This is a genomic window from Plantibacter sp. AC185, assembly GCF_979258065.1.
In genome coordinates, this window is record NZ_OZ409831.1 from 2,422,318 (window position 1) to 2,448,544 (window position 26,227).

Genomic DNA, 26,227 nt, shown 5'->3' on the forward strand with positions numbered 1-26,227 from the left:
TTCATGAGTGACCGCAACCGGTCGGAGCCGCGTTACGACAAGCGCGACGAGTCCCTCCTGACCCTCGTCGGCCAGCTGCCGGGGGTCGTCTCGAACCTGGTCAAGGCCGAGATCGCCAACCTCAAGACGCAGCTCGCCCACAAGGGCAAGTACGCGGGTATCGGCGCGGCCTTCGTCGCCGGTGCCGCGGTGTTCCTCTTCTTCGCGGTCGGCGTGCTCGTCGCCGTGCTGATCCTCGCGCTCGCGCTCGTCATGCCCTCGTGGCTGGCAGCGCTCTGCGTCTTCGTGCTCTTCGTCCTCGTCGCTGCGGTCCTCGTGCTGATCGCGCTGCGGTACTTCAAGAAGATCAACGAGGACCCGAGCCCGATGGACAACGTGAAGGAAGACATCAAGGCAGTGAAGGGACTCGGCGAGTATGACCGTTGACCAGTTCCCGGGGGCGACGCCCTCGCCCGAGCAGGCTCGTGCCGAGCTCGTCGCCACGCTGAACGCGATCGAGGACAAGCTCAACGTCCCGAAGCAGGTGCACCGCGCCAAGCGTCGTGCCATCGTGCAGATCGCGACCGTCAAGGTCGAACGCCCGGCGGTCTTCTACGCCGGTGTCGCGGGCCTCGCCGGTGCGGCCGGGCTGGCAGTGTGGGGCATCGTCCGCGCCATCGCGCGCTGACGCGTCCCGCCGCCGGTCACGGAGACCGCTCCCGCTCGCTGAGACCATTCCCGCTCGCTGAGACCACTCCCGGTCACTGAGCTTGTCGAAGTGCGCCCTTCGACAGGCTCAGGGACCGGTGCACGGCTCAGGAACCACTCGCGGTGGCCACGCGCGTCATCGGGACGTGCACGATGTCGTCCTCCACGTAGTCGGGGCCGCTGATCTCGAACCCGAACCGGCCGTACCAGTCGGCGAGGCGTTTCTGGGCGCCCATGCGGAGTTCCCGATGCCCGTGGTCGGCGATGGCGCGGCGGATCAGTTCCGCGGCGAGACCCCGCCCGCGGGCGGTGAACGCGGTGGCCACCCGTCCGATCTCCGAGTGCTCGGCCTCGGTCAGGATCCGGATCGTCGCGAGCACCTCGTCGCCCTCCTGCGCCCAGGCGATGAGCGTCCCGTCCTCGATGTCGCGACCGTCGAGATCGGCGAAGAGCGCCGTCTGCTCGACGACGAAGACGTCGACGCGGATCTTCAGCACGCGGTAGAGCGTCACCGGATCCATCTCGGCCGCTCTGGCGACGTGGTACTCGACGGGAGGTTGCTCGCTGGTCATCACCCGACTGTATCGGCGGTGAGGCTGGGCTCGGTGTCAATCGTGACCTGCCCCTTTTGCCCAATCGACCGAACTGGGTGAGGATAGGACTATGACTCACCCGGCCTCTGCCGAGGCATCGCACCACCCGACCGACTCAGCCACCCCGACTGGCCCCTCAGGATTCACCCTCTGGGCTGTCCTGCGCCGCGAGCCGGCGAGTGCGCTGCCGCTCGGCGAAGAGCATGTCTCCGAACTCGAAGCATCCATCGCGCTCGTCGAAGCCCAGGGCGTGACCCTGCGCGGCATCTACGACGTCTCCGGCCTCCGCGCCGACGCCGACCTCATGCTGTGGCTCCACGGCGACACCGCCGAGGGCCTGCAGGCCGGCCTCCGCGAGCTGCGCCGCACCGCCATCCTCGGTTCGCTGGCACCCACCTGGAACGCCATGGGCGTCCACCGCGACGCCGAGTTCAACCGGCAGCACGTCCCCGGGTTCCTCCGCGGCATCGAGCCGAAGGGGTGGCTCTGCCTGTACCCCTTCGTGCGCAGCTACGAGTGGTACCTCCTGCCGGAGGAGGAGCGTCGCAAGATGCTCGCCGAGCACGGCCGTCAGGGTGCGGCGTTCACGGGTGTGCTCGCCAACACCGTCGCCTCCTTCGCCCTCGGCGACTACGAGTGGCTCCTGCCGCTCGAGGCCGACGACGTCGTCGAACTCGTCGACCTCATGCGCGACCTGCGCAACACCGAAGCGCGCCGCCACGTGCGCGAAGAGGTGCCGTTCTTCACGGGCCGCCGTATCACGCCCGCCGAGGCATTGGAGGTGGTGCGCTGATGGCAGCCATGAACCTGGGGAGCACCGGAGCAGAGTCCCCCGAGCGCATCGTCCGCGGCGCGACCGACGCCGCAGCGGCCGGTCCTGAGCACGTCTCCGAGCCGACGGACTACGACGCCATCCTCCTCGCCGGCTTCGGCGGGCCTGAGGGCCAGGACGACGTCATCCCGTTCCTCCGCAACGTCACGCGCGGTCGCGGCATCCCCGAGGAGCGTCTCGAAGAGGTCGCCCACCACTACCGTCACTTCGGCGGCGTCAGCCCGATCAACGACCAGAACCGTGCGCTCAAGGCGGCCCTGGAGCTCGAACTCGCCTCCCGCGGCATCGACCTCCCGGTCCTCTGGGGCAACCGCAACTGGGACCCGTACCTGCGCGACGCGCTGACCGAGGCGCACGAGCGCGGCTTCACGAAGCTCATCGCGATCGCCACGAGCGCCTACTCCTCGTACTCGAGCTGCCGGCAGTACCGCGAGGACTTCGCGATCGCCGTCGACGAGACGAACCTCCAGGGCGAGATCCAGATCGACAAGGTGCGTCAGTTCTTCGACCACCCCGGCTTCGTGACACCCTTCATCGACGGTGTCCGTGAGGCGATCGCCGAGTACCTGCGCGAGCAGCCCGAGCTCTCAGCTGAGACGGAGATCGAGGTGCTCTTCGCGACGCACTCGATCCCCACCGGCGACGCCGCGCGCTCCGGCCCCGACTTCCGCGGCTTCGGCGACCACGGCGCGTACGAGGCCCAGCACCTCGCGGTGGCCGAGGTCGTCATGGCGAACGCCATCGACCAGCTCCGTGAGGCCGGTGTCCTCGGCGGCGCGGTCGGCAGCGGTGTCTCGGTGCCGTGGCAGCTCGTCTACCAGTCCCGTTCGGGTCCGCCCAGCATGCCGTGGCTCGAGCCCGACATCAACGACGCGATCGCCGAGCTGCCCGCCGCCGGCCGCAAGGCGATCGTCATCGTGCCGCTCGGCTTCGTGAGCGACCACATGGAGGTCATGTGGGACCTCGACAACGAGGCCATCGAGACGGCCGGTGAACACGGCCTGGCCGCCGTACGCGTCCCGACGCCGGGCACCGCCGCCGCCTACGTCAAGGGACTCGTCGACCTCGTCCTCGAGCGCCGCGACGGCACGCCCGTCGAGGAACGACCGCACATGACCGACCTCGGCCCCTGGTACGACGTCTGCCGCCCCGGGTGCTGCGAGAACGCCCGGCTGGGCTTCAAACCGGCGTTCTCGGGGATCGCCCCATGACCCTTCGCATCGGAACCCGCGGCAGCGCCCTGGCGCTGGCGCAGACCGGTCATGTGGCCGACGCCCTCACAGCGGCCACCGGTGAGGACGTCGAGATCGTCACCGTCACGACGCAGGGCGACACGAGTCGCGAGTCGCTCTCGACCATCGGCGGGACGGGTGTGTTCGTCAACGCGCTCCGCGACGCCCTGCTCGACGGCGCCTGCGATCTCGTCGTGCACTCCTTGAAGGACCTGCCGACGGCTCCGGCCGAGGGCTTCACGATCGCCGCCATGCCGATGCGCGAGGATCCGCGCGACGCCCTGTGCGCCTCCGACGACCGCTCGCTCGACGACCTGCCGCAGGGTGCCAGGATCGGCACCGGCTCACCGCGACGGATTGCGCAGCTGAAGCGCATCCGGCCCGACCTCGAGGTCGTCGACATCCGCGGCAACATCGACACCCGCCTGCGCCGCATCGACGACGACCTCGACGCCGTCGTCCTCGCGGCCGCCGGTCTCACCCGCCTCGGACGCCTCGACGCCGTCACCGGGCTCTTCGACCTCGACACCTGGCCGACCGCGCCGGGGCAGGGGGCGCTCGCGATCGAGTGCCTCGACGACGACGAATCGTCCATCGCCGGTTCCATCGCGTTGCTCGACCACGCGCCGAGCCGCTGGCAGGCGACGGCGGAGCGGGCCGTGCTCCGTCGACTCGAGGCCGGTTGCTCGGCCCCCGTCGGTGCCGCAGCCTGGCTCGACGACGAGGACCTCGTGCTGCAGGCCGCCGTCTACTCGCTCGACGGCACCGAGATGATCCACCGGGAGAGCCGCGCGGAGGGGTTCTCCGGCGACGGACACGGACGGGAGCTGCTGCAAGCGGCCGACGCGCTCGGTGTCTCGCTCGCGGACGAGCTCATCGAGGCCGGCGCAGCCGACCTCGCCCCGCTGGGAGGCGCTGCGTGAAGGACTGGACGAAGTCGAACACCGTTCCCACCGCCACCAAGCCGCTCGGCGGGTGGCGCGTCCTCGTGCCGCGCGGCGGTCCGTGGGGCGACTCGGTCGCCGGGACGGTCCGTGGCAAGGGCGGGTCGCCTGTCGTCGCCCCGATGATCAACTTCGCCAGCACCGACGACCCGGAGACCCTCGGGGCCGCGCTCGCGGCGCTCGAGGCTGGCGAGTTCGACTGGCTGACCGTGACGAGCGCGACCACGGTCGACGTGCTGTCCTCGCAGCGGATCCGGATCCCCGAGACGACGAGGGTCGCCGCCGTCGGCGAGACGACCGCTGCCGCGCTCACCGCCGTCGGCTACAGCGTCGACCTCGTGCCGGCGAAGGACAACTCCGCCAAGGGCATGGTGCAGGAGCTCACGGCGCTCGAACCGCACCCGAAGCGCATCCTCACGCTCCGCTCGGCCATCGCCAAGCCGCTCCTCACGGAGGGCCTGATCGCCGCCGGACACGACGTCCAGTCCGTCGTGGCCTACCGCACGGTCGGTGTCCCCGTGGCAGAGAAGATCGTCGCCGACGTCGCCAGCGGCCGGGTGCGTGCCATCCTCGTCACCTCGGGCAGCGTGGCGGAGCAGGTCCGTTCGCAGTTCCCCGAGATCCCCGAGAGCACCGTCATCGCCGCGATCGGACCCCGCACGGCTCGTGACGCCCGAGGCTACGGGCTCCGGGTCGACGTCGTGGCGGAGCAGCAGACGGTCGACTCGCTGATCGAGGCGATCGTGTCCGTGGCGCTCAGCCAGAACCGCGACGAGGACGCCGGCGACGGGATCCGCTGACCGGCTTCACGCCCTGCGCGAACCGGGAGGGCGCGTCGGCAGCGGCGCGTAGGCTGGACGGGTGAGCATTCCCGAGACCCGTCCCCGTCGTCTCCGGCAGCAGCCGGCCATCCGTCGCCTCGTCAGCGAGACGCGACTCGACCCGGCGGAGCTGGTGCTCCCCATGTTCGTGCGGGAGGGCGTCTCCGAGCCGGTCGAGATCTCCTCGATGCCGGGCGTCCGGCAGCACACCGTCGACAGCGCCAAGCGGGCCGCGGCTGAGGCGGCAGCGGCCGGCATCGGTGGGGTCATGCTCTTCGGCGTCCCGGCCGAGCGCGACGCCGTGGGTTCCGCCGCGACCGACCCCGACGGCATCCTCAACGTCGCGACCCGCGCGCTCGTCGCCGAGGTGGGCGACGCCCTGGTCGTGCAGACCGACCTCTGCCTCGACGAGTTCACCGACCACGGACACTGCGGCGTCCTCGACGACCGCGGGCGCGTCGACAACGACCGCACGCTCGACCGCTACCGCGACATGGCGCTGGCCCAGGCCGAGTCCGGCTCGGCCCTCCTCGGCCTCTCGGGCATGATGGACGGCCAGGTCGCCGCCGTCCGCGAGACGCTCGACGCCGCCGGGTTCGACGACACGATCATCCTCGCCTACTCGGCGAAGTTCGCGTCCGCGCTCTACGGCCCCTTCCGCGAGGCCGTCGACTCGCAGCTGCAGGGCGACCGCCGCACCTACCAGCTCGACCCCGCCAACCGCCGTGAGGGCCTGCGCGAGGCGCTCATCGACGAGGCCGAGGGCGCCGACATCGTCATGGTGAAGCCCGCAGGGAGCTTCCTCGACGTCCTGGCCGACGTGGCGGACACGGTGTCGATCCCGGTCTGGGCGTACCAGGTGTCCGGCGAGTACGCGATGATCGAGGCCGCCGCCCGGCAGGGCTGGATCGACCGCCGACGCGCGATCGAGGAGTCGGTGCTGTCCATCAAGCGCGCCGGAGCCGAGGTCGTCCTGAGCTACTGGGCCGTCGAACTCGCCGGTTGGTTGGATGAGGCGCGCGGTCTGCGTGCAGGAGGAACCCGATGAACGACGCAGCATTCGCCAGAGCCCAGCGGTCGATCCCCGGTGGGGTGAACTCGCCCGTCCGTGCCTTCCGCTCCGTCGGCGGCACGCCGCGGTTCATGGTGTCCGCGACCGGACCCTACATCACCGACTCCGAGGGCGTGCAGTACGTCGACCTCGTGAGCGCGTGGGGCCCCGCGCTCCTCGGACACGCGCACCCGCAGGTCGTCGAGGCCGTGCAGGCCGCTGCGGCCCGCGGCCTCTCCTTCGGCGCGTCCACCCCGGCCGAGACCGAGCTCGCAGAGCTCGTCAAGGAGCGCGTCCAGGCGTCCGGTGTCGCGCCGATCGAGAAGCTGCGCATGGTCTCCACCGGCACTGAGGCGACCATGACGGCCATCCGCCTCGCGCGCGGTGCCACCGGTCGCAGCCTCATCGTGAAGTTCGCCGGGCACTACCACGGCCACTCCGACGGCCTGCTCGCTGAAGCGGGGTCGGGCGTCGCGACCCTCGCCCTGCCGGGGTCCGCCGGGGTCACCGCCGAGACGGCCGCCCAGACGATCGTCGTCCCGTACAACGACCGGGCGGCGCTCCGCGAGGTCTTCGCCGAGCGCGGCCAGGACATCGCCGCGATCATCATGGAGGCGGCCTCCGCCAACATGGGCGTCGTCCCGCCGGCTCCCGGGTTCAACGCGAGCGTCGTGAAGCTCGCGCACGAGTACGGCTCGCTGGTCATCATCGACGAGGTGCTCACCGGGTTCCGCGTCTCCTCCGCCGGTTGGTGGGGGCTCGACAACCGCGGACTCGCCGCCGTCGCGCCGGGCACGGAGCCCGTCCCGGGCGCAGAGGCCTGGGAGGCCGGCAACCACGCCGTCGCGAACTCGACCGGCGCCATCAGCATCCCCGTCGGCGTGTACCAGCCCGACCTCTTCACCTTCGGCAAGGTCATCGGCGGTGGCATGCCCCTCGCTGCGCTGGGTGGGCGCGCCGAGCTCATGGACCTGCTCGCACCGACCGGCCCGGTCTACCAGGCCGGCACACTCTCGGGGAACCCGGTGGCCCTCGCCGCCGGCATCGAGACGCTGCGCCTGGCCGACCAGGACGTCTACCGTCGGGTCGACGCGGCGGCCGCGATCGTGTCCGAGGCGACCTCGAACGCGCTCACGGAGGCCGGGGTCGCGCACACCGTGCAGCGCGCCGGGAACCTGTTCTCCTTCGCCTTCAGCGAGACGGCACCGACCGATTACGCCGCGGTCCTGCGGCAGGACGCCTTCCGCTACCCGGCCTTCTTCCACCGCATGCTCGACGCTGGGGTGTCGCTCCCGCCGAGCGTGTACGAGGCCTGGTTCGTCTCCGCGGCGCACGATGACGAGGCGATCGGGCGCATCGTCGACGCCCTGCCCGCGGCGGCCCGAGCGGCTGCGGCGGCCATCCGCTGAGTCGGACGGTCGCCCCGCCGCCGACGTCGGACGCTGCACAGGGCATGCGTTACCGCTTTGTGAACTTCCGGCAACGCGAACGTCGGCGGGGGTTGGCAGACTAGAGGCATGGCCTCCTTGCGTCTGCACCCCGACCGACTGGAGATCGAGCTGTCCGCGTACGACAAAGCGCTCTCGCTGCGTCGGAGCAACGTCGTCGTGCCCCGGTCGAGCATCCGTTCCGCCACCATCACCGACGACCCGTGGATCTGGGTCCGGGGCATCCGTGCGCCGGGCACCGTGATCCCGTTGACGCTCGCCATCGGCCAGTGGAAGTTCCACGGTGGCATGGACTTCCTGGTCATCAAGGGCACCAAACCGTCGGTCGTCATCGATCTCGAAGACGCGGAGTACTCGCGGCTCATCATCACGACCCGTCGCAGTGCCGAGCTCATCGCGGCCCTCGACCTGCACTAGGACGAGCTGCCACACTCACGGCGGTCTCGGCCGGATCCGGATCGTCGGCGAGGACGCGGTGTCCTCGCATCCTGGCGCTGATCAGGGCCGTGCGCAATCATTTGCCTCGAACAGGGCACAAAACGACGTCTGACCGGTATTCTGGGCCCGCTCGAACCTCCGTAGATCCGCCTGTTCGAAAGGACCACAGCCATGTCGACTCCTCCTCCCGGTGAATACCCCGGCCAGCCGCCGCAGGCTCCCCAGGCGCCGCAGCCCCCGAAGGACCAGTACGGCGCGGCTCCCGCGTACTCCGGCGGCGCAGCTCCCTCCGGCGACGCGACCGCCGGCAAGACGCTCGGCATCGTCGGCCTGATCCTCGCGTTCCTCGCCCCGCCGATCGGTCTCATCCTCAGCATCGTCGCCCTGGTGCAGTCGAAGAACGCGGGTGTCAAGAACACGCTGGCGAAGGTCGGCCTCATCCTGTCGATCGTCTTCATCGTCATCGCGATCATCGCGACCATCGCGGGTATCGCGATCGGTGCTGCGGCGTTCAACGAGGCGTGCGCCTCCCTCGGGAGCGGTGTCCACACCGACGGCACGACCACCATCACCTGCCCGTAACCCGGTGACATCCGGTCGATTGGGGAGTTGTCCCCATCGCCTGTCGGGTACCTAACCCACTACTGTTGGCTCGCGCCCGTGGCGCATCTACCATCCTCGAGAGGAACCATCATGACCAACGCACCCCAGTACAACGCCCCGCAGCAGCCGGGCGGCGCCCTGCCCGCCGACTACCCGGGCAAGACGCTCGGCCTCGTCGGCCTCATCCTCGCGATCGTCGTGCCGCTCGTCGGCCTGATCATCAGCCTCGTCGCGCAGAAGCAGTCGAAGGACGCCGGCTACCCGAACCAGCTCGCCAAGATCGGTGTCATCATCGGCATCATCCTCGTCGTGCTCGGCATCATCGGCGGCATCTTCTACGCCGTCGCGCTCGGCTCGGTCATGTCGACCGCCGGCTACTGAGTCTCAGCAGTTCCGTCGGCAGCGGCCGGTCGCCTTCGGGCACCGGCCGCTGTCGCGTTCCTGCGTTCACAACTCAGGAGCGTGCCGGTGTGTCGGCATCGAGCGGTGTGACCAGTGGCGCGACATACCGGGTCCGTCCTGAGTTGTGAACGCGGTGACGACTCACCTCTGGCTGTTCGCAATTCAGGAGCGTGCCGGTGTGTCGGCCGTCAGCGACGCGACCTGGGGCGCGACATGCCAGGGCCGTCCTGAGTTGTGAACGCGGGATCAGGCGCGGACGTCGACGACGATCCGACCGTGGACCGAGCCTGCGAGGACCCGTTCCGCCGCATCCGTCGCCTCGGCGAGGGAGACCGTCTCGGTCAGCGTGTCGAGGACGTCGAGGTCGAGCGCGGTGGTCACGCGCTCCCAGGCGGCCTGCCGCAGGGGGAGCGGTGCCTCGACGGAGTTCACGCCCGCGAGCGTGACCCCGCGGAGGATGAACGGCATGACCGACGTCGGGAGATCGGACCCGCCGGCGAGCCCACAGGCGGCGACCGTCCCGCCGTACTCGACCTGCGACAGGACCGTCGCGAGCGTCTGACCGCCGACGGAGTCGACGGCTCCCGCCCAGCGCTGGCTGCCGAGTGGGCGGCCGGGTTCGGCGAATTCGGCGCGGTCGACGATCGACGCCGCGCCGAGCCGCCGCAGGGCGTCACCCAGCTCGTCGACCCGCCCGGTCGAGGCGGCGACCTCGAAGCCGGCGGCGGCCAGCAGTGCGATCGCGATGCTTCCGACCCCGCCGCCGGCTCCGGTGACGAGCACGGGGAGCCCGCCGACGCGGACGGCGCCGGAGGTCGCGCTGCCGTGCTCGAGCGCGAGCACGGCGAGGGCCGCGGTGTACCCGGCGGTGCCGATCGCGGCGGCCTGTGCGCTCGAGACGTGGTCGGGGACGCGGACGAGCGCGTCGGACCGCACCTTCGCGCGCTCGGAGAGCCCGCCGTACCGGGTCTCGCTCAGGCCGTCACCGAACAGGGCCACGCGGTCGCCGGCCGTCCACGCGGGATCACTCGACGCTGCGACGACGCCGACGAGGTCGATGCCCGCGACCATCGGGAACGACCGCACGACGCCCGGCTTCCCGGTGAGGACGAGGGCGTCCTTGTAGTTGATGCTCGAGTACTCGACGTCGACGGTGACGGCGGCGTCGGGCAGCGAAGTGTCGGGGAGGTCGCGGAGATCGACCGTCCGGGTGGGCTTGCCACCCTCGTGCTCGACCTGCTCGACGAGGTATGCGCGGCCCATGGTGCTCCTGTCTCCGGTGCGGTGACCGGTCGGTGGCTGTCCGTCGAGCCTACGCCTCCCCGCCGAGGGGCAGCCTGGCTCGAGCCAGCGCGCGCACCGTGCCTAGGTGACGTCGCGGCGCCAGGTCGTGGCGTAGCCGATGAGCGCGACGACGACCCCGATACCGAGGAGGACGAGTCCGCCCTGCCACCAGGTCAGCGCGTCCTGCTGAGCGGACATCATCGAGTAGAAGCTCGGTCCGACGAGCGCGTCCGTCGCGGCACCCGGCAGGAACCGGCCGATGGACGCGGTGACCTCGGAGAACGAGGAGGCGAGGCGCAGCAGCGGCTCGACGAACTGCGTGAAGGCCAGCACGACGATGATCGCGCCCACCTGGCTCGGCAGCACCGCCCCGAGACCGACGCCGATCGCACCCCACAGGGCCATCGCGAGCACCGCACGACCGATGAGCGCCCAGGTGTCGGGGTCGGTCAGCATCGGATCGATGCCGCTGATGGCCAGGGCGCCGCCGCCGAGACCGACGGACGCGACAAGCGCGATCACGCCGTACAGTGCGCCGACCCCGGTCAGTGCCAGGACCTTGCCGACGAGGACGTGGCCGCGGTTCGGGTTCGCGAGGAACGTCGGCGTCAGGCTCTGATGCCGGAACTCGCCGGTCGTGGCGAGCGCACCGAGCAGGACTGGGAAGACGTACCCGATGCTCGTCGCGAAGCCGTAGATGAGACCGGGTTGGGTGAGCATCTCGCTCGTCGCCTGCGCCCCGGCCCCGCTGGACTCGGCCGCGCCCGGGATGTTGGCGAAGAGGAGCGCCGCCCCGGCCGCGGCGAAACCGACGTACACGAACAGGATGAGGGCGAGTCCCCACCACACGCGGGTGGTGAACACCTTGAGGAACTCGGAGCGGATGGCTGCCAGAAGTGAGGTCATGCGTGGTCCTCCCCACCGCTGACGAGCGCGAGGAACGAATCCTCGAGCCCTGATCGATGCCGCGACAACGCACTGAGCGGAATGCCGGCGGCGAGCGCGACCCGGCCGATGTCGATCGCCTCCACATCGTGCACGACGAGCCCCGAGCGGGCCTGGTCGAAGGTGTACCCCGCGGCGGTCAGCGCCGTGGCGAGCCGCTCGTGCTCCGGGGAGTTCACGACGACGCGGAGGGTGTCGGCGGCGTCGAGGCTCGCGAGCGTGCCCACGTGCGCGAGCCGCCCCTTCGCGATGATCACGACCTCGTCGACGGACTGCTGCACCTCGCTGAGCAGGTGCGAGCTGATGAGGACGGTCCGCCCTTCGGCCGCGAGTGCGGTGAGGAAGCCGCGGATCCACTTGATCCCCTCGGGGTCGAGCCCGTTGATCGGTTCGTCGAGGACGAGCACACCGGGGTCGCCGAGGAGCGCGGTCGCGAGGCCGAGCCGTTGTCGCATGCCGAGCGAGTATCCGGCGACGCGTCGGTCCGCGACCTCGAGCAGTCCGACCTGCGCGAGCACGACGTCCACCCGGCTCGCCGGCAGCCGCGCTGCCGAGGCGTGCACGCGCAGGTGGTTGCGGGCGGTGCGGCCGGGAACGAAGCTCGCCGCTTCCAGTGCAGCCCCGACGGTCGCGGCAGGAACCGGCAGCTTGGCGTAGGGGACACCGCCGAAGGTCGCCCTCCCCGACGTCGGTTGCACGAGGCCGAGCAGCATGCGCAGGGTCGTCGTCTTCCCGGCTCCGTTCGGGCCGAGGAAGCCGGTGACCTTGCCCGGTTCCACGTGGAACGTCAGGTCGTCGACCGCCTGCACCGCCCCGAAGGATTTCGAGAGTCCATCGAACTCGATCGTCACGCCAGCGGTCATCCGGTGCCTCCCCAGGGGCGCGGCCGGATCCGCGCCTCGTCCTGCAACGCTATCGGGGCCGACACCCATCGCGCATCGGCCGCTCGGGGGAGATCCCGGCGAAGGCGCCGGTGGCCCCGTCTCAGGAGATGCCCGGCGTGGCGGGCGCGCCTTGGTGCGACGCGCCGCACCTCTCCTGAGACAGGGACGGCCGAGCCGAGGAGGAGGTCGGCTGCTACAGCCCGAGGGAGTCGAGCGACGCGCGGACGGCAGCGGCCGAGTCGGCGAACTGCTGTTCCTCGCGAGGCGACATCGCGACCTCGACCACCGAGCGCACGCCCGAGCGGTCGACGATGCTCGGCACCGACAGGGCGACCCCGCTGACGCCGTGGTATCCGTCGAGCACGGTGCTCACCGGCAGGATCGCGTGCTCGTCGCCGAGGATGGCCTCGACGATCCGTGCACCGGAGAGCCCGATCGCGTAGTTCGTCGCGCCCTTGCCTTCGATGACGCGATAGGCGGCCGTGCGGACGTCGGTCGCGATCTCGTCGAGCTGCTGCTCCGTGAAGCGCGAGCCGTCGGGCAGCTCCCAGTCGAGGATCGGGACGGGGCCGATGGTCGCCTGCGACCAGAGCGGCAGTTCGCTGTCGCCGTGCTCGCCGACGATGAGTGCGTGCACCGCCGAGGTCGCGACACCCGCGCGCTCAGCGAGCAACCAGCGCAGCCGGGAGGTGTCGAGGACGGTGCCGGAGGAGAAGACGCGTTCGCGCGGCAGCCCCGTGATCTGCTGGGCCGCGACCGTGAGGACGTCACACGGGTTCGTGACGAGCATGTAGACGGCGTCCGGTGCCTGCTCGACGAGTTTCGGGAGCAGCTGCTCGAGGATGCGGATGTTCGTGCCCGCGAGGTCGAGTCGGGTCTGGCCGGGTTCCTGCTTCGCGCCGGCCGTGATCACGACGACGTCCGCATCAGCGACGACCGAGATGTCGTCACCGCCAGTGATGCTGCTCGACCCGGTGAACTGCGTCCCGTGGGCGAGGTCGAGGACCTCGGCCGAGGCCCGCTTGCCGTCGATGTCGTAGAGCGCCACCCGCCGGGCGCTGCCGCGGATGAGCGAGGCGTAGGCGAGGGACGAACCGACGCTCCCCGCCCCGATGATGGCCAGTTTCGACTTCGTGCGAGCACCCATGGCTCCATCTTGGCAGGGGCGGATGTGCGCGGTCAGGGCGCGGCACGACGGGTGTCGGGTTGTCTCGATGTCGAGGTATCCGCCGCCCTCCGGTCACTGAGCCGCACCTATCGGTCACTGAGCCGCACCTATCGGTCACTGAGCCGCATCTTTCGGTCACTGAGCCTGTCGAAGTGCCTCCGCCAACCACCGGTTCCGCGACTCGATGAGCCGTCGCAGGTGCCGGGTGAGCGCGACGTGTTCGGCCACGACGCCGAGCGGACCGAACGGCGCCGAGAACGTGACGTCGTCGAGCATGATGGTCCGCGCCGTCCCCATCGGGCGCTCGAGCGGTTCGAAGAGGTGGACGTGGCGGAACGTCCGGAACGGACCGGACACCTGTTCATCGGTGAACCGGTGGGGTTCCTCGAACGCGGTGATCCGACTCGTCATCGTCCACGGCACACCGAAGTGCTTCGCCCGCCAGGTGACGGTCTCACCGAGGCCGATCAGCCCGGAGGTCACGCCGCCGACCGCCCGTTCACCGGTGTCCGCCATCGAGCCGAGGTGGGCGTCGATCGACCGCGAGAGGTCGAAGGCCTGCTGCATCGTCCCGGCGAGCTCGGTACGGAGGCGGAAGTGGGCGGTCATGACGGTGGCGGATCAGGCGGGCTGGCCGGTGCGAGCATCGGTGGAGACGTCGGCCCCGGTGTGCACGGCGCATCGCGGGCCGCCGTCGGGCCCGTCCGCGTGCGCCTCGCACACGACCAACTGCGTCTTGCAGGAGGGGTCCGCGCAGTTCTGCAGGTGCTTGGTCGACGCGTCGCAGACGACACAGTGCCCGATGACGGCCGCGTGATCGCTGAACTCGAGCGAGCCCCGCTTGTCGAACACGTACAGGGATCCCTCCCACAGGCCGTCGTCGCCGAACTGCTCGCCGTACCGGACGATGCCGCCGTCGAGCTGGTACACCTCGCCGAAGCCGCGAGAGCGCATGAGGCCCGAGAGCACCTCGCAGCGGATGCCGCCCGTGCAGTAGGTGACGACCGGCTTGTCCTTGAGGTGGTCGTACTTGCCGCTGTCGAGTTCGGCGACGAAGTCCCGGGTGGTCGCGACGTCGGGGACGACCGCGCCGGCGAACCGCCCGATCTCGGCCTCGAACGCGTTCCGGCCGTCGAAGAACACGACGTCGTCGCCGCGCTCCGCGACGAGCTCGTGCAGTTCCGTCGGCTGCAGGTGCACCCCGCCGCCGGAGACGCCGTGCTCGTCCACCACGAGCTCACCGGGGGCGCCGAAGGACACGATCTCCTCGCGCACCTTCACGCTGAGCTTCGGGAAGTCGCTACTCCGACGCCAGGGCGCTGGCCGGTGCCTGGCCGTGCGGACGGGGTCGTCCTCGTCGAAGCCGGAGCCGTCGCTCCACTTCACGTCGAGGTCGCGGAACGCGGGGTGCTCCTTCGTCTTCCGGACGTAGAGCTTGCAGGCGTCGAGCTCGCCGCCGACGGTGCCGTTGATGCCGTCCTTCGAGATGAGGATGCGACCACGGAGACCGAGTGACTCGCAGAGGTCGCGCTGCCACAGCCGGATCGCCTCCGGGTCCGCCAGGGGAGCGAACGCGTAGTAGAGGAGGATCTTCGGGTCGGCCACCGCTCAATCGTACGTGGCGCCGACCGCGGATCGTCGGGCCGGTCCAGCGGACACGGACGTTCCGGCCCCTCGCTTGTCGAAGGGCGACAACCGCCGCCGTCCGCGCAGGCGCCAGGCCTAGGGTGGACGCAGACCTCGAAGGAGATGGCTATGCGCACTGCAGTGATCGTCGACGCGATCCGGACGCCGTCCGGCCGGGGCAAACCGGGCGGTGCGCTGAACGCCGTGCACCCGACGGACCTCCTCGCCGGCACGATCCGTGCGCTCGTGGAGCGGACCGGCATCGATCCCGCGGTCGTCGAGGACGTCTACGCCGGCTGCGTCACCCAGTCCGGCGAGCAGGCGCAGAACATCGCGCGGAACGCGGCGCTCGCCGCAGGGCTCCCGCAGGAGACCCCCGGCACCACCATCGACCGACAGTGCGGCTCCAGCCAGCAGGCCACCACCTTCGCCGCGCAGAGCATCATGTCGGCGGGTGACGACGTCGTCATCGCCTGCGGTGTCGAGTCGATGAGTCGAGCGCCGATGGGCTCCAACGTGCAGGGGGCAGACCCCTTCGGTTCCGCACTCCGAGCCCGCTTCCCCGAGGGCCTCGTCGGCCAGGGTGTCTCCGCCGAACTCATCGCCGCCCGCTGGAACCTCAGCCGCGACGAACTCGACGCCTTCGCCGCCCGCTCCCATGAGCGCGCCGCCGCGACCTGGGCGTCCGGCGGGTTCGACGGCGAGGTCGTCGCCGTCACCCTCCCCGACGGTTCCGTCGTCACGACCGACGAGACGGTCCGTGCCGGGACGACCCCCGAGGCGCTCGCCGGACTCCCCGCCGTCTTCCGCGACGACCGGCTCGCGGCCCGGTTCCCTGAGATCGCCTGGCGGATCACGCCGGGGAACGCCTCACCACTCACCGACGGCGCCTCCGCCGCGCTCATCATGAGCGAGGTCCGGGCGATCGAGCTGGGGCTCACACCGCGTGCGCGCTTCGTCTCCTTCGCCGCGGTCGGGAGCGACCCGATCGAGATGCTCACCGGCATCCTCCCCGCCACCCGCCGCATCCTGGAGCGCAGCGGGCTCGACATCGACGACATCGACGCGTTCGAGGTCAACGAGGCGTTCGCGTCCGTCCCGCTCGCGTGGCAACGCGAGTTCGGGGTGGACGACGACCGGCTCAACCCGCGTGGCGGGGCGATCGCCCTCGGGCACCCGCTCGGCGCCTCCGGGACGAAGCTCCTCGCCACCCTCCTCGGCCAGCTCGAGGCGACCGGCGGCCGGTACGGTCTGCAGACGATGTGCGAGGGCGGCGGTATGGCCAACGCGACGATCATCGAGCGCCTCTGATGGGCGCGCCCACCAGGTGAAGGGAACCACGACATGGATGTGACCGGTAGTTCGGCGATCGTCACCGGCGGCGCCTCGGGACTCGGATTCGCGACCGCGACGCGGCTGGCCGGTGCCGGTGCGCGCGTCGTGCTCGTCGACCTCCCCGGTTCACCCGGGGCGGAGCGGGCCGAGGAGCTCGGCGGGTTCGCGACCTTCGTGCCCGCCGACGTCACCGACGGCGAGCAGGTGCAGGCGGCGGTCGAAGCGGCGGTGTCGCGTGGGCCGCTGCGGGTCGTCGTGAACTGCGCCGGCATCGCACCACCGGCGAAGGTGCTCGGCCGCGACGGTCCGGCGGACCTCGACGCCTTCGAACGCGTCCTCCGCGTCAACGTCCTCGGCACCTTCAACGTCATCCGGCTGACCGCCGACGCAATGCAGCACAACGATCCGGACGGCGACCCCGCCGACGGCGCCGGGGACCGCGGCGTCATCATCAACACTGCGTCCGTCGCCGCCTTCGACGGACAGATCGGCCAGCCCGCCTACGCCGCGTCCAAGGGGGCGGTGCACTCGATGACGCTGCCGATCGCCCGCGAGTTGGCACGCTTCGGGATCCGGGTCGTGACGATCGCGCCCGGCATCATGGAGACGCCCATGCTCGCCGGACTGCCCGAGGCGGCGCAGGAGTCGCTCGGGCACCAGGTGCCGTACCCGGCCCGCCTCGGCCGTCCCGACGAGTACGCCGCACTCGCGCTGCACATCGTCGAGAACGGCTACCTCAACGGTGAGACGATCCGCCTCGACGGCGCGATCCGGATGGCGCCGAAATGACCGGCTCTCCGATGCCGACGAACCCATCCACCGACCAGGGAGCCACTCCGTGACCAGCGACGACACCATCCTCTTCGAGGTGAGCGACGGCCTCGCGCACCTCACGCTCAACCGGCCCGCGAGCCTCAACGCGATCGACGACCGTGCGGCCAGACGGTGGCGAGACCTCGCCCTCGAGATCGCGGAGCGCGACGACGTCCGGGCGGTCCTGTTCGACGCCAACGGACCGGCGTTCTGCGCGGGCGGCGACGTCCTCGCGATGTCGCGGATGGGTGACGGCAGCGCAGGATCGACGGGCGCCTTCGTCACCGAGCTCGCCGACATCATCCACGAGGGCCACCGGACGCTGCAGTCGGTCGCGAAGCCGATCGTCGCCGCCGTCCAGGGTGCTGTCGCGGGCGGCGGTCTGGGGTTCATGCTCGTCGCCGACGTGATCATCGCGTCCGACCGGGCGAAGTTCGTCAGCAAGTACGCCGACATCGGCCTCACGCCCGACTGCGGCGTGAGCACCCTGCTGCCCGAGGCGGTCGGCATGCGCCGGGCGCTCGAGCTCACCCTCGGCCCGCGGATGCTGAGCGCCGAGGAGGCACTCGCCTGGGGGCTCGTGACCGAGGTGGTCCCCGCTGAGCAGCTCGACGCCCGTGCCCGCGAGGTGGCCGCGTTCTGGTTGGCCGGAGCCACGACCGCGTTCGGTCAGGCGCGGCGGCTGCTGCGCGAGAGTGTCGGCCGCGGCTACCAGGACGCCCTCGACGACGAAGCCCGCACGATCGGCGCGGCGATCGAGACGCCCGAGTCGGTCGCGCGCGTCGCAGCGTTCGCCGCCGCGTCGGCGAAGCGCGCCGCCGCGTCGACCACCACCACCCCGAAGGAGCCCACCGCATGACCACCCTCGCCGGCAAGACCATCCTCATGTCCGGCGGCAGCCGCGGCATCGGCCTCGCGATCGCCCTGCGTGCCGCCCGCGACGGCGCGAACGTCGCGATCCTCGCTAAGACCGACACCCCCGATCCCCGCCTCGAGGGGACGATCCACACCGCAGCGGACGCGATCCGCGAGGCCGGTGGGCAGGCGCTCCCGATCCTCGGCGACGTCCGGAACGACGACGACATCACCCGGGCCGTGTTCGAGACGGCCGGTGAGTTCGGCGGCATCGACATCGTCGTCAACAACGCGAGTGTCATCAGCCTCGCGCGGACCCTCGACCTCGATGCGAAGCGGTACGACCTCATGCAGGACGTGAACGTGCGTGGCACGTTCATGCTGTCGCGGGCGGCCGTCCCCATGCTGAAGGACGCGGAGAACCCGCACATCCTGTCGCTGTCGCCGCCGCTCAACCTCGACCCGAAGTGGCTCGGCGCGCACACCGGCTACACGCTCGCGAAGTACGGCATGTCGATGGTGACGCTCGGTCTCGCTGCCGAGTTCGGACGCGACGGCATCGCCGCGAACACGCTCTGGCCGAAGACGACGATCAAGACGGCGGCGGTCGGCAACATCCTCGGCGGCGAGGCCCTCCTGGCGAAGAGCCGCACCCCGGAGATCTACGCCGACGCGGCCTACGAGGTCCTGACGGCGTCGGCGCGTGAGCTCACGGGTCGATCGCTCATCGTGGAGGACGTCCTCGCGGAGGCCGGGGTCACCGACCTCGCGAAGTACTCACCGGGCGTCGACGAGTCGGAGCTCTACCCCGACATCTTCCTGTAGCGGACGGCTCGCCCTGTCCGCTGACGGCAGAACGCGGGCTCCCCGAGCCTGGCCGAGCCGCGCCTACAGTGAGAGCACGCGGTCACGGAGCCCGCGCCCGCAGCCGGAAGGAGTCGCCATGTTGTACCGCGAGGCCCTCGGCGCGGCCCTGCGCACGCGTCGACTCGAACAGGGACGCACCCTGCAGGACGTCGCGACCGCCGCAGCCGTCTCGACGCCCTACCTGTCGGAGATCGAACGCGGCCGGAAGGACGCCTCCTCCGAGGTGGTGGTGACCATCGCCGACGCGCTGCGCACCCGCCTCGACGCGCTCATGTTCGACATCGCCGACCGCTTCGAGACCGCGGCGGCTCCGATCGTCGTCGAGCTGCCCCTCGGCGAAGACGCGCTCGCCGACGCGACGATCACCCCGCTGCGCCCCGCTGCCGACCCGCAGCTGCTCGCCGCCTGACCCCGACCGTCGGCGATCGTCCGGACGCGCTGGTTCGTCCCGTCCGGTGACGGCCAGCCGCTCGCTCGGCCCACCGCTCGCTCCGTCAGCCGCGGGCGAGTGCCTCGAAGGTCTCGTGGAGGAGCGGCTCGGCCGTCTCCCACGTCGTGTCCGCGTCCCAGGCACCGAGGTCGGTGACCTCGGTGTGGCGGCCGGCCTGGTGCTTCGGCTCGGGATCGCCCGGGAGCCGCAGTCGCTGGGTGAACCCTCCGGTCGTCCGGTCGAAGTCGAGCACGTGGAAGGCGACGTTCCGGTTCCAGTCCTCGGACGGCCACGAGATGAAGTTCACGCGCACCCGCTCCGCGGACAGCGGCCCTTCGGCGACGTAACTGCCGGGGTGGTCCTCGCCCGGCGACAGGATGCGGTACGCACCGTTCGAGCAGTAGAGCAGCAGGGCCGGCACGAACGGCTTCTCCGCGAACAGTTCGGTGTAGTGGAGCGCCTCGGCTCGGATCACGTCGCCGAACAGGTGCGGGGTCTGCGGTGCCCCAGGGGTGTGCATCGGCACGGTCGTCTCCTTCGGTTCGTGAGGGGTCGGTACGCGTGTCACTCTGTCCTTGGCCGCCGTATGCGCGGTGTGCGCGGGCTGGGTGGATGCGGAGAACGAAGCTGGTATTCCACGGCGCCAGGAGATCGGCGCGACAGCAGGACCGTTCCACGCGAAATGTCCTGTTCCCGGGCGGTTCTCCTGCTGCGGCGCGACGGACCCGCGGGCGTAGGCTGGAGGATGCGACGCCCCGCAGCACACTCGGACGGGCCGCACCCGAAAGGAACACCCGTGATCCAGCACCACCTGCGCGTCCACCGCAGCGACGAGAACCTCGCCCGCGAAGGACAGCTCGCCTGGCAGCTCGCCCGCGTCGCGACCGATCCGGTGGAGGTGACGCCCGAGGTCGTCGACATGATCATCAACCGCGTGATCGACAACGCCGCCGTCGCAGCCGCCTCGCTCACGCGCCGGCCCGTCTCCTCGGCTCGCGCCCAGGCGCTCAGCCACCCCGTCAGCACCGGCGGCGACGGTGCCACGGTGTTCGGGCCCGACCTCGCCCGCCGCGTCTCCCCGGAATGGGCGGCCTGGGCCAACGGCGTCGCCGTGCGCGAGCTCGACTTCCACGACACCTTCCTCGCCGCCGAGTACTCGCACCCGGGCGACAACATCCCGCCCATCGTCGCGGTGGCGCAGCACGTCGGCTGCACGGGCGCCGACCTCGTCCGCGGGATCGCGACCGGCTACGAGATCCAGATCGACCTCGCGAAGGCGATCAGCCTGCACCGACACAAGATCGACCACGTCGCACACCTCGGCCCGAGCGCCGCGGCCGGCATCGGCACGATGCTCGGCCTCGACCAGGCCACCATCCACCAGGCGATCGGCCAGGCGCTCCACACCACGACGGCCACCCGCCAGTCGCGCAAGGGCGAGATCTCCACCTGGAAGGCGCACGCTCCCGCGTTCGCCGGCAAGATGGCGGTCGAGGCCGTCGACCGGGCGATGCGCGGCGAGACCAGCCCGTCGCCGATCTACGAGGGCGAGGACGGCGTGGTCGCCTGGCTGCTCGACGGCCCCGACGCCTCCTACGACGTCCCGTTGCCCGGCGCCGGTGAGCCGAAGCTCGCGATCCTCGACTCCTTCACGAAGGAGCACTCGGCGGAGTACCAGGCGCAGGCGTGGATCGACCTCGCCCGCAAGCTGCACCACGAGCACCCGGAAGTCCTCGCCCCCGGAGCCGTGGACCGCATCGTCCTCCACACCTCGCACCACACGCACTACGTCATCGGCTCCGGCGCGAACGACCCGCAGAAGTACGACCCGACGGCGTCGCGCGAGACCCTCGACCACTCCATCCCCTACATCGTTGCGGTGGCGCTGCAGGACGGCGCGTGGCACCACGTCGACTCCTACCGTCCCGAACGCGCCACCCGAGCCGACACCGTCGAGCTGTGGCACAGGATCTCGACGGCGGAGGACGCTGAGTGGACGCGCCGCTACCACTCGCTCGACCCGGCCGAACAGGCGTTCGGCGGGCGCATCGAGATCACGCTCACGGACGGGTCGACCATCGTCGACGAGATCGCCGTCGCCGATGCCCACCCGCTCGGCGCCCGGCCGTTCGCGCGCGCCGACTACGTCCACAAGTTCCGCACGCTCGCCGCCGACGTCCTCGATGCGGAGGAGATCGAGCGTTTCCTCGCGCTCGCCGAACGCCTCCCGGAGCTCGACGCCGACGAGGTCAAGCAGCTGAGCATCCAGGCCGCCTCCGGGGTCCTCGCCTCGGCACCCCACCCGACCGGCCTGTTCTGATGCCGGCCGACCTCCAGAAGGGACTGTGCTGATGCTGTACAGCGAGACCACGCCGGCGGAGAAGCGCCGGCTGTTCCGCGAGCGACTCGCCACCGGTGAGCTGCTGCGCTTCCCGGGCGCGTTCAACCCGCTCTCGGCGAGGCTCATCGAGCAGAAGGGCTTCGACGGCGTCTACATCTCCGGCGCGGTGCTCTCCGCCGACCTCGGGCTGCCCGACATCGGACTGACGACCCTCACCGAGGTCGCCGGTCGTGCCAAGCAGATCGCCCGGATGACCGAGCTGCCCGCGATCGTCGACGCCGACACCGGCTTCGGGGAGCCGATGAACGTCGCGCGCACCGTCCAGGAGATCGAGGACGCCGGGCTCGCCGGGCTGCACATCGAGGACCAGGTCAACCCGAAGCGCTGCGGCCACCTCGACGGCAAGCAGGTCGTCGACACCTCCACCGCGCTCGGCCGGATCCGTGCCGCCGTCGACGCCCGGCGCGATGCGAACCTGCTCATCATGGCGCGCACCGACATCGCCGCCGTCGACGGTCTCGACGCCGCGATCGACCGGGCCAAGCAGCTCGTCGACGCCGGAGCCGACGCGATCTTCCCCGAGGCGATGCGGTCGCTCGAGGAGTTCGCCGCCGTCCGCGACGCGGTCGACGTGCCGATCCTCGCCAACATGACGGAGTTCGGCAAGAGCGAGCTGTTCACGAGTCAGCAGCTCGCCGATGTGGGCGTGAACATCGTCATCTGGCCGGTGTCGCTCCTCCGCATCGCGATGGGCGCCGCGGGTCGCGCGCTCGACACGCTGAACGACGAGGGCTCGCTCACGAGCAAGCTCGGTGAGATGCAGCACCGTGCCGACCTCTACGAACTGATCGACTACGAGGGCTACAACCGCTTCGACACCTCGGTCTTCAACTTCACCATCGACCGGTAGGCGTCCCCTCGCCGGTGAACACCACCTGGGTCTCCGCTCCCCGAGCTTGTCGAGGGGTGTACCGGGTGCCAGGCTCGACCAAGACACTTCGACAGGCTCAGTGACCGGAGCCGCCGCAAAGGAGCAACGCATGACCGAAGCGACCAGCGACATCAAGAAGGGTCTCGCCGGCGTCGTCGTCGACGTGACGAGCGTCTCGAAGGTGAACCCGGAGACGAACTCCCTGCTCTACCGCGGGTATCCGGTCCAGGAGCTCGCCGAGCACTGCAGCTTCGAGCAGGTCGCGTACCTGCTCTGGAACGGTGAACTGCCCACGGACGCCGAACTCGCGGAGTTCACTGCGTTGGAGCGGGGCCAGCGAGCGCTCGACGACAACGTCAAGGCGGCCATCGACCTCCTCCCGACCACGAGCCACCCGATGGACGCCCTCCGCACGGCCGTCAGCGTGATCGGTGCGAACGACCCGACCGCCGAGACCAACACCCCCGAGGGCAACGCGGTGAAGGCCGCGAGCCTGTACGCGAAGCTGCCGGCGATCGTCGCCTACGACCAGCGCCGCCGCCACGGCCTCGAGCTCGTCCCGCCGCGCGACGACCTCGGCTACAGCGCGAACTTCCTCTTCATGACCTTCGGCGAAGAGGCTGATCCGGTCGTCGTCGACGCGTTCGACGTCTCGATGATCCTCTACGCGGAGCACTCCTTCAACGCGTCGACGTTCACCGCCCGGGTCATCACCTCGACCCTCAGCGACCTGTACTCGGCGGTCACCGGCGCGATCGGCGCACTCAAGGGCGCCCTGCACGGTGGGGCGAACGAGGCCGTCATGCACGTCTTCGACGAGATCGGGACGGCTGACCAAGCCAGCGCGTGGCTCGACGCGGCGCTCGCCGAGAAGCGCAAGATCATGGGCTTCGGACACCGGGTCTACAAGAACGGCGACTCGCGCGTGCCGACGATGCTCAAGGCGTTGGAGCGGCTCGCCGAGCACTACGGCAAGCCCGAGATCCTCGAGCTGTACACGACGCTCGAAGCGGACATGGTCGCGCGGAAGAACATCAAGCCGAACCTCGACTACCCCTCGGGCCCGGCGTACAACCTGATCGGGTTCGACACGGTCACGTTCACGCCGCTGTTCGTCGCCGCTCGGATCGTCGGGTGGACGGCGCACATCGCCGAGCAGCTGGCGTCGAACGCGCTCATCCGTCCGCTGTCCGAGTACGTCGGGCCAGACGAGCGGCACGTGCCGACCGACTGAGGGGAGAGTTCTCCACAGATTCGGCCGCAGCCCCCACGGCGATATTCCAGATGAGTAGCCTCGGTCCTCGTGACTGCTCTGATCCGTGCTCCGCGCTCCCTGTTCCTGCGATCCACACGCTCGGCCGTGGTCGCTGCGACCATCCTGCTCACCGCGGTGGGACTCCCGGTCCCGGTTCCTGCGTCCGCCGCTCCGCCCGTCGGGTCGATCGCGGACCCGCAGGAGCACGACGACGGAGCCGGTGACGCGTTCGGCACCGGGGAGGTCCCCGGTGCGTCGGACGCCGTGGTCCCTTCGGCAGGCACGTCGAGGGTGATCGGCAAGCTCGTCCTGCAGAACCGTTCCACCGGATCTTCGGCGTACGTCGGGCTCTCCGCGCCGGAGTCGGGTCGCAACGTCCAGCGGCTGTACTCGTCCTCGGTGGGCGGAGCAGCGTCGCTCGCGGGGACGTATTCCCTCCCTGCCGTCGGTGCGGCCGGGCCGATCACCGGCACGGGAACCTCCTCAACGCTCTGCCTGACGCCCGCGGGCGACGGCTCCCGCGCGCTCGTCGCAGCCCGGACGTGCACCGGGTCCCCGTCGCAGGACTTCGAGTGGCGGTACGTCTCGAACACGTGGGTGGCCGGCTACGCCCTGTACCCGGTGTCGAGTCCGTACTCCTTAGGCGGGACGGACAACGACACCTTCGTCGAGCTCACGATGGACGCGCTCACCGATGTCGTCGTGGAGTCGCAGCTGGCCCCGATCGAGCCGTTCGAACTGCGGACCCCGGCGATCGGCGCCACGGTGGACACGCCGACCCCCACGTTCAGCGGTATCGGGCAGCCCGGATCGTCCATCTCGATCCGGGCCGACGCGCAGGTCCTGCTCGCGAGCACGAGCGTCCCCCTGGACTCCACGTCCTGGTCGGTTCGGTCAATCCAGCTCGAGCCCGGCCGCTACACGGGAACCGCGAGCCAGAGCGGAACCGGGTCGGATGTCCAGGTGCGTTTCGACTTCACGGTCCCGGCGCCGCTCGCGCCCGGCGCCTCGATCCCCACGCCGACGCTCGCCCCCGGTCAGTCCGTGGAGGTGGAGGCGACGTTCAACGCCGATGCCGGTGGTCAGCGCATCGACGTCTACCACCCGGCGAACACGCGGATCACTGCGGTCGACCACCCGGCCTTCACCCTCGACGCGTTGGGCATCGGGGGTGTCTTGCCGGTCGGCGCGACCACGCTGAGGTTCACGCTGCGGGCGAACGACGACGCTCCCGTCGGCGAGGCCACGGGCGGCAAGGTCACCTACGGTTCCTCCCGCATCACGATCGCCGACTTCACGGCGAACATCGTCCGGGCGCCGGACGAGCCGATCGCCCCCTTGGTGGTCGAGTCGCCGAGGCGCGGCGAGACGATCAGTGAGACGACCCCCGTGTTCAGTGGGACCGGCGAGCCGGGGTCGCGCATCGAGATCCGTGGCGCGTGGGGCGACGTCCTCGGCTCAGTGGAGCGGGTGGACGCGAGCGGTGCGTGGTCGATCACCTGGAACAAGAGCCTTTTGCCGACCCGGTATGCCGGAGGCACCGTGAAGCAGTTCGTGGACGGGGTACCGACGCACACCTTCGTCTACGACTTCACGATCGTCCAGCCCCGACTCGTCGTCACCTCGCCGAGAGTCGGCGACACCCTCACCGGCACCAGGCCGGTGTTCACCGGTACGGCGAACCCGGGGGCGCGGGTGCGGATCACGGGCGCGTGGGGCACCGACCTCGGCTCCGCGATCGCCGACCCACGGACCGGGGAGTGGACCATCACCTGGCCGCGTGACTATCTCCCGGCGCGGTACTTCGGCGGCACCGTGACCGAGACCGTCGGCGGCCAGGTCATCGCCTCGTCCGGGTACGACTTCACCCTCACCCAGTGAGCTGACCTTGGGGCCGCCGGCCCGGTGTCGCTGCACCGGGCCGGCGGCTCCTGCCTCCCCTACCGAGCCTCCGAAGGAGCACCCATGTCCAAGCAACCCACCCTCCTCGCCGCCGCGGGCCTCGCCGTCATCGCCCTCTCCGGATGCACCGACGCGGGTGCGACGTCGACGACGAGCGCGTCACCGACGGTCGCCGCCGATTCCACCACCGGTTCCGAGTACACGATCCCCGACGTCACGGGTGAGTGCGTCGACGGCACGGCGACCATCGTCGACGACAGCTCGAACGTGACCATCGACGGCGACTGCGAGAACGTCGTCGTGGAGGCCTCCAACAGCATCGTGACCGTGACGGGAGCCGTCGTGAACCTCTCGTTCAACAGCTCCATCACGCTCGTGAACGTCTCGACCGTCGACAACGTCACGTTCGTCGAGGGAGCCAACGGCAACAAGGTCGCGACCTCGTCGGCCCCGGTGGTCACCGACAGCGGGGAGGGCAACACCGTCGGCGCTGACTGACCGTTCGCGATCCGGCCCAGGTGTGTCGGACGCCACACGTCA

29 protein-coding genes are annotated in these 26,227 nt (G+C 70.5%); 21 read left to right on the forward strand and 8 right to left on the reverse strand.

What is annotated here, in order from left to right:
- Positions 1-3: 3 nt before the first annotated feature.
- A complete protein-coding gene (locus ACZZZB_RS11545; RefSeq protein WP_064294953.1) occupies positions 4-426 on the forward strand; it encodes a phage holin family protein in 423 nt (140 codons plus the stop codon).
- Entirely contained in the window at positions 416-667 is a 252-nt protein-coding gene (locus ACZZZB_RS11550; RefSeq protein WP_079003603.1) for a DUF3618 domain-containing protein, read from the forward strand. Before ACZZZB_RS11545 ends, ACZZZB_RS11550 begins: the two co-directional genes overlap by 11 nt.
- 127 nt (positions 668-794) lie before the next feature.
- Here the strand turns inward: ACZZZB_RS11550 and ACZZZB_RS11555 are convergent, their stop codons facing one another.
- A complete protein-coding gene (locus tag ACZZZB_RS11555; protein ID WP_463529728.1) occupies positions 795-1,259 on the reverse strand; it encodes a GNAT family N-acetyltransferase in 465 nt (154 codons plus the stop codon).
- 91 nt (positions 1,260-1,350) lie between these two features.
- On the opposite strand from ACZZZB_RS11555, the gene hemQ reads away from it, so the two are divergent.
- The 9 genes from hemQ to ACZZZB_RS11600 all read left to right on the forward strand — a co-directional run bounded on the left by hemQ (position 1,351) and on the right by ACZZZB_RS11600 (position 9,030).
- Entirely contained in the window at positions 1,351-2,073 is a 723-nt protein-coding gene (gene hemQ / locus ACZZZB_RS11560; protein ID WP_064294913.1) for a hydrogen peroxide-dependent heme synthase, read from the forward strand.
- Entirely contained in the window at positions 2,073-3,323 is a 1,251-nt protein-coding gene (locus tag ACZZZB_RS11565; protein ID WP_244650842.1) for a ferrochelatase, read from the forward strand. The genes hemQ and ACZZZB_RS11565 overlap by 1 nt, the downstream gene beginning before the upstream one ends.
- Positions 3,320-4,267 (forward strand): hydroxymethylbilane synthase, encoded by a 948-nt coding sequence (gene hemC / locus ACZZZB_RS11570; protein WP_064294911.1) that lies wholly within the window; start codon positions 3,320-3,322, stop codon positions 4,265-4,267. The genes ACZZZB_RS11565 and hemC overlap by 4 nt, the downstream gene beginning before the upstream one ends.
- On the forward strand, positions 4,264-5,088 hold the full coding sequence (locus tag ACZZZB_RS11575) for a uroporphyrinogen-III synthase (protein WP_137244240.1): 825 nt from the start codon (positions 4,264-4,266) through the stop codon (positions 5,086-5,088). The genes hemC and ACZZZB_RS11575 overlap by 4 nt, the downstream gene beginning before the upstream one ends.
- Positions 5,089-5,149: 61 nt before the next feature.
- Positions 5,150-6,157 (forward strand): porphobilinogen synthase, encoded by a 1,008-nt coding sequence (hemB, locus tag ACZZZB_RS11580; protein WP_463529729.1) that lies wholly within the window; start codon positions 5,150-5,152, stop codon positions 6,155-6,157.
- On the forward strand, positions 6,154-7,569 hold the full coding sequence (gene hemL, locus ACZZZB_RS11585; protein WP_191942045.1) for a glutamate-1-semialdehyde 2,1-aminomutase: 1,416 nt from the start codon (positions 6,154-6,156) through the stop codon (positions 7,567-7,569). Before hemB ends, hemL begins: the two co-directional genes overlap by 4 nt.
- Positions 7,570-7,677: 108 nt before the next feature.
- Positions 7,678-8,025 carry a hypothetical protein gene (locus tag ACZZZB_RS11590; protein ID WP_463529730.1) on the forward strand — a complete coding sequence of 116 codons (348 nt, stop codon included), beginning with the start codon at positions 7,678-7,680 and terminating at the stop codon, positions 8,023-8,025.
- 192 nt (positions 8,026-8,217) lie between these two features.
- Entirely contained in the window at positions 8,218-8,628 is a 411-nt protein-coding gene (locus tag ACZZZB_RS11595; protein WP_138945552.1) for a DUF4190 domain-containing protein, read from the forward strand.
- A gap of 111 nt (positions 8,629-8,739) precedes the next feature.
- Positions 8,740-9,030, forward strand: a complete 291-nt coding sequence (locus ACZZZB_RS11600; RefSeq protein WP_064294905.1) for a hypothetical protein — start codon at positions 8,740-8,742, stop codon at positions 9,028-9,030.
- A gap of 267 nt (positions 9,031-9,297) precedes the next feature.
- Here the strand turns inward: ACZZZB_RS11600 and ACZZZB_RS11605 are convergent, their stop codons facing one another.
- The 6 genes from ACZZZB_RS11605 to trhO all read right to left on the reverse strand — a co-directional run bounded on the left by ACZZZB_RS11605 (position 9,298) and on the right by trhO (position 14,937).
- Entirely contained in the window at positions 9,298-10,314 is a 1,017-nt protein-coding gene (locus ACZZZB_RS11605; RefSeq protein ID WP_137244236.1) for an MDR family oxidoreductase, read from the reverse strand.
- A 102-nt stretch (positions 10,315-10,416) separates the two neighbouring features.
- Positions 10,417-11,241, reverse strand: coding sequence for an ABC-2 transporter permease (locus ACZZZB_RS11610; protein ID WP_079706366.1), 825 nt, complete (start codon positions 11,239-11,241; stop codon positions 10,417-10,419).
- Entirely contained in the window at positions 11,238-12,143 is a 906-nt protein-coding gene (locus ACZZZB_RS11615) for an ATP-binding cassette domain-containing protein (protein ID WP_137244235.1), read from the reverse strand. The genes ACZZZB_RS11610 and ACZZZB_RS11615 overlap by 4 nt, the downstream gene beginning before the upstream one ends.
- Before the next feature lie 214 nt (positions 12,144-12,357).
- Entirely contained in the window at positions 12,358-13,311 is a 954-nt protein-coding gene (locus tag ACZZZB_RS11620; RefSeq protein WP_085514293.1) for an L-lactate dehydrogenase, read from the reverse strand.
- Between the two features lie 156 nt (positions 13,312-13,467).
- A complete protein-coding gene (locus tag ACZZZB_RS11625) occupies positions 13,468-13,941 on the reverse strand; it encodes an SRPBCC family protein (RefSeq protein WP_194644880.1) in 474 nt (157 codons plus the stop codon).
- Positions 13,942-13,953: 12 nt separating this feature from the next.
- Positions 13,954-14,937, reverse strand: coding sequence for an oxygen-dependent tRNA uridine(34) hydroxylase TrhO (gene trhO / locus ACZZZB_RS11630; RefSeq protein ID WP_191942041.1), 984 nt, complete (start codon positions 14,935-14,937; stop codon positions 13,954-13,956).
- Positions 14,938-15,087: 150 nt separating this feature from the next.
- Between trhO and ACZZZB_RS11635 the strand changes: the two genes are divergently transcribed.
- From ACZZZB_RS11635 to ACZZZB_RS11655, 5 genes are all read left to right on the forward strand, one after another.
- A complete protein-coding gene (locus ACZZZB_RS11635; RefSeq protein ID WP_463529731.1) occupies positions 15,088-16,269 on the forward strand; it encodes a thiolase family protein in 1,182 nt (393 codons plus the stop codon).
- Between the two features lie 33 nt (positions 16,270-16,302).
- Complete coding sequence (locus tag ACZZZB_RS11640; protein WP_086475200.1) at positions 16,303-17,082, forward strand: 3-hydroxyacyl-CoA dehydrogenase; 780 nt, start codon at positions 16,303-16,305, stop codon at positions 17,080-17,082.
- A gap of 49 nt (positions 17,083-17,131) precedes the next feature.
- Positions 17,132-17,965: an enoyl-CoA hydratase/isomerase family protein gene (locus ACZZZB_RS11645; protein ID WP_463529732.1), complete on the forward strand. Its 834-nt coding sequence runs from the start codon at positions 17,132-17,134 to the stop codon at positions 17,963-17,965.
- A complete protein-coding gene (locus tag ACZZZB_RS11650) occupies positions 17,962-18,786 on the forward strand; it encodes an SDR family oxidoreductase (RefSeq protein WP_463529733.1) in 825 nt (274 codons plus the stop codon). The genes ACZZZB_RS11645 and ACZZZB_RS11650 overlap by 4 nt, the downstream gene beginning before the upstream one ends.
- 118 nt (positions 18,787-18,904) lie before the next feature.
- Positions 18,905-19,237, forward strand: coding sequence for a helix-turn-helix domain-containing protein (locus ACZZZB_RS11655; RefSeq protein WP_192006377.1), 333 nt, complete (start codon positions 18,905-18,907; stop codon positions 19,235-19,237).
- A gap of 85 nt (positions 19,238-19,322) precedes the next feature.
- Here ACZZZB_RS11655 and ACZZZB_RS11660 read toward each other — a convergent pair whose 3' ends face one another.
- A complete protein-coding gene (locus tag ACZZZB_RS11660) occupies positions 19,323-19,784 on the reverse strand; it encodes a hypothetical protein (RefSeq protein ID WP_463529734.1) in 462 nt (153 codons plus the stop codon).
- A gap of 219 nt (positions 19,785-20,003) precedes the next feature.
- Here ACZZZB_RS11660 and ACZZZB_RS11665 point away from each other — a divergent pair, with 219 nt between their 5' ends.
- The 5 genes from ACZZZB_RS11665 to ACZZZB_RS11685 all read left to right on the forward strand — a co-directional run bounded on the left by ACZZZB_RS11665 (position 20,004) and on the right by ACZZZB_RS11685 (position 26,185).
- Positions 20,004-21,578 carry an MmgE/PrpD family protein gene (locus ACZZZB_RS11665; RefSeq protein WP_202939463.1) on the forward strand — a complete coding sequence of 525 codons (1,575 nt, stop codon included), beginning with the start codon at positions 20,004-20,006 and terminating at the stop codon, positions 21,576-21,578.
- Positions 21,579-21,609: 31 nt separating this feature from the next.
- Positions 21,610-22,509, forward strand: coding sequence for a methylisocitrate lyase (gene prpB, locus ACZZZB_RS11670; RefSeq protein WP_079706378.1), 900 nt, complete (start codon positions 21,610-21,612; stop codon positions 22,507-22,509).
- 130 nt (positions 22,510-22,639) lie between these two features.
- Positions 22,640-23,764, forward strand: a complete 1,125-nt coding sequence (locus ACZZZB_RS11675; protein ID WP_229939487.1) for a bifunctional 2-methylcitrate synthase/citrate synthase — start codon at positions 22,640-22,642, stop codon at positions 23,762-23,764.
- A gap of 69 nt (positions 23,765-23,833) precedes the next feature.
- The gene (locus ACZZZB_RS11680) at positions 23,834-25,666 is read left to right on the forward strand and encodes an Ig-like domain-containing protein (protein WP_463529735.1); all 1,833 of its coding nucleotides are present in this window, start codon (positions 23,834-23,836) and stop codon (positions 25,664-25,666) included.
- A gap of 84 nt (positions 25,667-25,750) precedes the next feature.
- Positions 25,751-26,185, forward strand: coding sequence for a hypothetical protein (locus tag ACZZZB_RS11685; RefSeq protein WP_194644886.1), 435 nt, complete (start codon positions 25,751-25,753; stop codon positions 26,183-26,185).
- Positions 26,186-26,227 lie beyond the last annotated feature (42 nt).

Coding starts and splice junctions, on each gene's coding strand:
- ACZZZB_RS11545 (WP_064294953.1), top strand. CDS start 4: ATGAGTGACCGCAACCGGTCGGAGCCGCGTTACGACAAGCGCGACGAG.
- ACZZZB_RS11550 (WP_079003603.1), top strand. CDS start 416: ATGACCGTTGACCAGTTCCCGGGGGCGACGCCCTCGCCCGAGCAGGCT.
- ACZZZB_RS11555 (WP_463529728.1), bottom strand. CDS start 1,259: ATGACCAGCGAGCAACCTCCCGTCGAGTACCACGTCGCCAGAGCGGCC.
- hemQ (WP_064294913.1), top strand. CDS start 1,351: ATGACTCACCCGGCCTCTGCCGAGGCATCGCACCACCCGACCGACTCA.
- ACZZZB_RS11565 (WP_244650842.1), top strand. CDS start 2,073: ATGGCAGCCATGAACCTGGGGAGCACCGGAGCAGAGTCCCCCGAGCGC.
- hemC (WP_064294911.1), top strand. CDS start 3,320: ATGACCCTTCGCATCGGAACCCGCGGCAGCGCCCTGGCGCTGGCGCAG.
- hemL (WP_191942045.1), top strand. CDS start 6,154: ATGAACGACGCAGCATTCGCCAGAGCCCAGCGGTCGATCCCCGGTGGG.
- ACZZZB_RS11590 (WP_463529730.1), top strand. CDS start 7,678: ATGGCCTCCTTGCGTCTGCACCCCGACCGACTGGAGATCGAGCTGTCC.
- ACZZZB_RS11595 (WP_138945552.1), top strand. CDS start 8,218: ATGTCGACTCCTCCTCCCGGTGAATACCCCGGCCAGCCGCCGCAGGCT.
- ACZZZB_RS11600 (WP_064294905.1), top strand. CDS start 8,740: ATGACCAACGCACCCCAGTACAACGCCCCGCAGCAGCCGGGCGGCGCC.
- ACZZZB_RS11605 (WP_137244236.1), bottom strand. CDS start 10,314: ATGGGCCGCGCATACCTCGTCGAGCAGGTCGAGCACGAGGGTGGCAAG.
- ACZZZB_RS11610 (WP_079706366.1), bottom strand. CDS start 11,241: ATGACCTCACTTCTGGCAGCCATCCGCTCCGAGTTCCTCAAGGTGTTC.
- ACZZZB_RS11615 (WP_137244235.1), bottom strand. CDS start 12,143: ATGACCGCTGGCGTGACGATCGAGTTCGATGGACTCTCGAAATCCTTC.
- ACZZZB_RS11620 (WP_085514293.1), bottom strand. CDS start 13,311: ATGGGTGCTCGCACGAAGTCGAAACTGGCCATCATCGGGGCGGGGAGC.
- ACZZZB_RS11625 (WP_194644880.1), bottom strand. CDS start 13,941: ATGACCGCCCACTTCCGCCTCCGTACCGAGCTCGCCGGGACGATGCAG.
- ACZZZB_RS11635 (WP_463529731.1), top strand. CDS start 15,088: ATGCGCACTGCAGTGATCGTCGACGCGATCCGGACGCCGTCCGGCCGG.
- ACZZZB_RS11640 (WP_086475200.1), top strand. CDS start 16,303: ATGGATGTGACCGGTAGTTCGGCGATCGTCACCGGCGGCGCCTCGGGA.
- ACZZZB_RS11650 (WP_463529733.1), top strand. CDS start 17,962: ATGACCACCCTCGCCGGCAAGACCATCCTCATGTCCGGCGGCAGCCGC.
- ACZZZB_RS11655 (WP_192006377.1), top strand. CDS start 18,905: ATGTTGTACCGCGAGGCCCTCGGCGCGGCCCTGCGCACGCGTCGACTC.
- ACZZZB_RS11665 (WP_202939463.1), top strand. CDS start 20,004: ATGCGACGCCCCGCAGCACACTCGGACGGGCCGCACCCGAAAGGAACA.
- prpB (WP_079706378.1), top strand. CDS start 21,610: ATGCTGTACAGCGAGACCACGCCGGCGGAGAAGCGCCGGCTGTTCCGC.
- ACZZZB_RS11675 (WP_229939487.1), top strand. CDS start 22,640: ATGACCGAAGCGACCAGCGACATCAAGAAGGGTCTCGCCGGCGTCGTC.
- ACZZZB_RS11685 (WP_194644886.1), top strand. CDS start 25,751: ATGTCCAAGCAACCCACCCTCCTCGCCGCCGCGGGCCTCGCCGTCATC.